This window comes from Carboxylicivirga sp. (genome assembly GCF_982718395.1).
In genome coordinates, this window is sequence record NZ_CEXQWX010000263.1 from 1 (window position 1) to 5,075 (window position 5,075).

3 protein-coding genes are annotated in these 5,075 nt (G+C 37.8%); all 3 read right to left on the reverse strand.

From position 1 onward, the window contains the following. On the reverse strand, positions 1-318 hold a 318-nt coding region (locus tag AC4MRQ_RS24860; RefSeq protein ID WP_491200435.1), incomplete at its 3' end, for a DUF4374 domain-containing protein. A gap of 11 nt (positions 319-329) precedes the next feature. After that, positions 330-2,669 (reverse strand): TonB-dependent receptor, encoded by a 2,340-nt coding sequence (locus AC4MRQ_RS24865; protein WP_491200436.1) that lies wholly within the window; start codon positions 2,667-2,669, stop codon positions 330-332. A gap of 679 nt (positions 2,670-3,348) precedes the next feature. Continuing rightward, positions 3,349-5,075: TonB-dependent receptor plug domain-containing protein (locus AC4MRQ_RS24870; protein ID WP_491200437.1), on the reverse strand; the 1,727-nt coding region annotated here is incomplete at its 5' end.

A 5,075-nucleotide genomic window follows, 5' to 3' on the forward strand; every position in this document is an offset into this window, starting at 1 on the left:
GCCTGCATTATTATCATGATAAGCAATACATTCGTTACTATCATCGTAACCACTCGTAAACAGAGTTTTTCCAACGGGGTAGAAAAAGCGCCAACCAGTCTGCTCAATACCTTCACCAACAGCCGAAATCTCACCAGTCATAACATCATCACGATTAACGATAAATTCCGTTTCATCACCACCAGTGGTTTTAAGGCCGATAGTTATGCCGGTAGTTCCACCCTCTGGTGGTGTTGGATCATCATCATCGCTGCAAGCACTTGTTGTTATTAATGCTGCAACGGCAGCCATCCCTACTAGTTTTTTAAATAAATTCATAATTATTCGATTTATTTTATTTGATATATAAACTTGACATAGAAGCTTCTGCCCGGTTTTTGAACTTTAAAATTGTCGTAAGCCAGGGCATTGGCTACATTAAATGCATTTAGTGATACTATGTAACGTTCATTTTTCATGGCATAATCGACTGTCACATCCTGAATAAACTGTGACGGAATAATGTTCTTCGAATCCTTGTCGCCAAGATGCTCAAAGGTTAATGAGAACTCATGAACATAGCGCGTTCTGTATCTGAAAGTTAGTTTGTTCCTGTTTTTCTTGAGGTTTAGAGAATAACTTGCACCTGCATTCCCAAACAAATATGGCATGTTTGGCACGCGTTCACCATAATTATCATTGGGCTTTCCGTCTGTTTCTTTTGTTTGATCGGTGATGTTCTGGTAGGTCACATTGGCCGATAATAACCACTTACGGTCTATATTGAGACTTCCTCCAGCTTCTAAACCATGACTTCGGACATTATTAAGATTCTCATAGGTACCAAAAGGATTGCCGGTTGATTTAACCCGGATAAAATCCTTTGAATCACGGTAGAAAAAGTTGACGTCACTTGTCCATAGCTTTTTATTACTGAATTGGTTGTAATGGAGGCCGGCATTAATATTATTACTGTTTTCAGGTTTAAGTTGAGGATTAGGCAGAACATATCGTCCATCACCTAAAATCTCATAACTCTCAGGAGTTCGATAGACCTTTTCAAAAGAGGTTTTCAGTGTTAGAGAATTAGATACAAACCAAGCAAAGGTAGTGCCGTAACCCAACTCATCAAACGAAACATGCTCTTCCAATTCTTCAATTTGATTACCTGTGTTTTGGTAATAGATAACATGACCATTAAAGAGGTATTCTTTGGCAAACAGACTAACCTCAAATGGCAATGATTCTGGTTTGTATAAATAACTAAGCCCGATAGTATGTTTTTCAATTGAGTTAGGCTTTGAAAATGTTAGATTATACTCATCAACTTCGTCTTCACCTTGTTTTCTAATGTATTGATAAGCATAAGAAAGATTGATTGAACTGTTACTTATCCCGGTATAGGCAGTGTTTAAACGTCCCTGCACAATGTCGTCATCAACCTTGAATAAAGTTTTATTGCCATACAGCTCACCTTGAGGTCCGGTTTCTGAAATGATATCACCTAACCAGTTGTAGCGATAACTGCTGGTGTCGATAGTAGCTGCATGCGTTTTTCCAGCTAGTAAAAAACCATCAATACCAACCTTATCAAAGGACTTCGTATATTTTAATGTTGCCGTATAACTTTGATCTTTACCGTGTAGTTTACCAAACACGTTGTTCGTGCTGAAATCAGTATGCTGGTATTGATTGTTAGATGCGCCTGCGGTCAACATTAATGATAGTAAATCGGCATAAGGTCGGTTCTTAAACCCTGCTTCGGCCATTATAAAGCCAGCTTTGTAGCGGTCGTTAAAACGTCTGGTGTCGATATCTCCAAGGATATTACCCAATTCATCCACCAAGGGGACATTATACATTTTATAATCATTATCTGAATAATTATAATAGGCCTGCCCCTTAACAAAAAAGCCGCTCGACTCATTATAACGATTGCCACTAATTGAAAACAAATGTGTGTTAAAAGACCCCAAACTATAGGAAACATCAAGGTAGTTGCGGTCGGTTACCGGAGTAACAATATTAATGGCTCCTCCAAGGGCATCTGCACCAAGTGTAATGGGCACAATACCTTTGTATACCAATACACTTTCGACCATGTTCACGGAGAAGTTATTAAGGTTAAAGACTGAACCCAGATTATCGACCGGTATACCATCCATAAAATAGCGTACCTGATTACCAGTAAGACCATTGAGCGAAAGTGAAAAATTAGAACCTACGCCCCCTGAAACCCGAATGTTCAGTCCAGGCATGGTTACTAATGCCTGGGTGATATTACTGGGACTGCTTTGTAGTGATTTGGCTTCCAACACACCAGTAGTAAATCCTGTTCGGCTAATCTGCTCCTGTTTGCTCATTGCCGTTACTGCCACTTCAACAATTTGCTCACTTGATTTTGTAAGCCTTATTTGAATGCTTGGTGTAGTATCTCCTTGCTTAACCATCAACCTTTCTTCGTTGTACCCAACGCAACGAACAAGCAGGTAAACAGGTAGTGCAGTTGCTTTTAGTTTAAAGTTACCTCCTTCACCGGTTACGGTCCCTATAGAAGTATTCTCAATTGATACTGTTGCGAAGTCAATGGTGTTGCCATTCATATCCATTACTACACCGCTGATATTTTGCGATATGATGTGCTGACCAAATACACACAGACTAATGAGTAATATGATTAATGTTTTCAATGTTTCAACTTAAATAATTATTGTGGTGACGAAATTAGGTAACGCAGTACTTAAAATAAATCCCCACAATTTGGTATTTACATAAACAGCTAAAACACAGCACTTATCAGATAGAAAACAAGAATAAGTAAGGTTATCTGAAGGAGATAACAAAATATTATTATATTGTTTAAATCGCTAAATAGTAAGGACTTATTTTCTACTTGAACATTAAAAGAGGAATATTATAGCGGAATAGCAATGTTATTAAGATCACAACTATTGGGGATTATTTACCGCATACTCATATCCAGAATGATAATTAAGTATTTGAAATAGTCTAAAATCATCATTTATAAGGATTGATATATCACAGTTGAATGGGTTATTTTACCACCTGAAAAATAAGTTTTATAACGGCAAAACTTATTATTTAGTAGATAATCAACTTTTTTTTGGATTAAGCAAAAAGACACTTATTATTAATCATTTACAAATATGTAATGGTTACAAACCTGAGGTAGTGGATTAAGATGATCCTATTGATTAAATTAAAAGTGGGAAATCCCTTCAATAAAGACGGATGCAATTTACCCTAAATTATAATTAAACGTTAAGCTATATTTGTTGAGAAAGAAGGCACCTAATACTAAATCATTCTAGTACTTGGTGCCTTTAAATTTTTTGGGAGAATTATTGGTTAATGTTGCCCGAAAATATTGGTTAGTTTGATACCTACATAAACAGTTCGCGGATTAGTAGGGCCATAAATATATCCAGGATCACGGTCTACCCCCGTATCAAAATCATCCTGATAAGAGTTAAAGATGTTCTTTATTCCTGCGAAAGCTTTGAATGGAATTCCGCCCAGTTTTAAATCGTATTCAGCTTTAAATCCAAGATCGAAGAATGTAGGTGTTGTTCTGATAACACCTGGCTCTTCATCTCCAATTTGTATTGGTGTTTCACCCGGAAGCAAGTTCTCACCGTAATAGGCAATCTTCATATCGCCGGTGTAAGTTCCGCTGGCAATCAAAGTCAACTTCTTAGCAATAACGTAATCAACCGAAAAGAATCCATATTCATTGGGTGTGCGTAGAAAGTCTTTTTCTCCCAATTCCTGTGGGTCGCCATATGTACTTCTCTGAATGGTATACCCTGTTCTGAAAAACAAGTTATTAGCAGGTGACGCATTTACTTCGAAATTAACTCCTTTTACCGTCGCACCATTATCAGCATTTGTCCGCCAATAAGTAGTAATACCTGTTTCCTCATCATATTCAGGATTAGAGGCAAAGGCATCGTTAAGCTTCGTATAAAAACCTTCTGCCAGAATACCAACATTCCATCTTCCGAATTTATGATTAAAGTCAAAGGAAGACATATAACTATGGCTGGTTTCTTGCTTTAAACCAGGTGTGTTGGCATGTTCCACCCTGCGATCACCTGATACTTCAATATGTAAATCTTCGTCAAATACCTGTGGTGCACGGTAACCCTGCGAATAACTCACTCGCCATTGTAAGGATGGAATAACGTCCCACAGTACATTAAGACGCGGGCTGAAAACATTACCGCTATTGTCACCATCTTTGTGTTCCAAATCGCTTATATCATAACGATCAAACCGGCCACCTACCGAGGCTTTTACCGGACCAAACTGACGATCGTACTGAGCAAATACCCCAAATACATTCTTCTTTTGGTCGGTAATAGTTGAATTTGGAATATGCTCGAAACCTTCTATAGTTGTGCCATCTTCCCCATAAACAGGATTTTCAAAGTCTGGATATCCTAATTTTTTATCTTCCAGCTTATCACTCACCAACTCAACACCTGTAACCAGGCTATTCTTTCCAAAATCTGTTTTAAACTGGGTTCCCATATTCATGGTTAAACCATCAGTTTGTCCATAATCCTTTAAAGATTGATTAGCTCCATAATAGGAACCACGATCAACATTTTGAGCTGATGCATATACCGACAACATACTTCCTGTTCCCACAAAACGTTCGTAGGTAAATGCTCCGGTTGTAATCTTATGGTCCAATGCTTCCGAAATATCAGCTTCATGATTTGGATAGTCAAACTTATTACCACCTCGGCGTTCTTCATTCATTCGTAAAAAGTCAAATGTAATTTTGTTACGGTAGTCAATACGATGGTATAAACGTCCGCCAAGGGTCAGGTTTTCAATCTTTGCAGTTTCTGAAAAACCATCGCCATTGGCGTCAAATGGATCTTTATCTCGGTAAAAACCATAAAGTGCCAAACCAGTTTTTTTATCGTCACTAACAATTGTTGTATTCATGTTTAATGAATAATCACCGGCAGCTTTTCCATCTGTTCCTGCTCCAATTGAACTGTACTGGGTAGTTATATCGTATGAATTCGTCATTGGATCTTTGGTAATCAGGTTAATAGTTC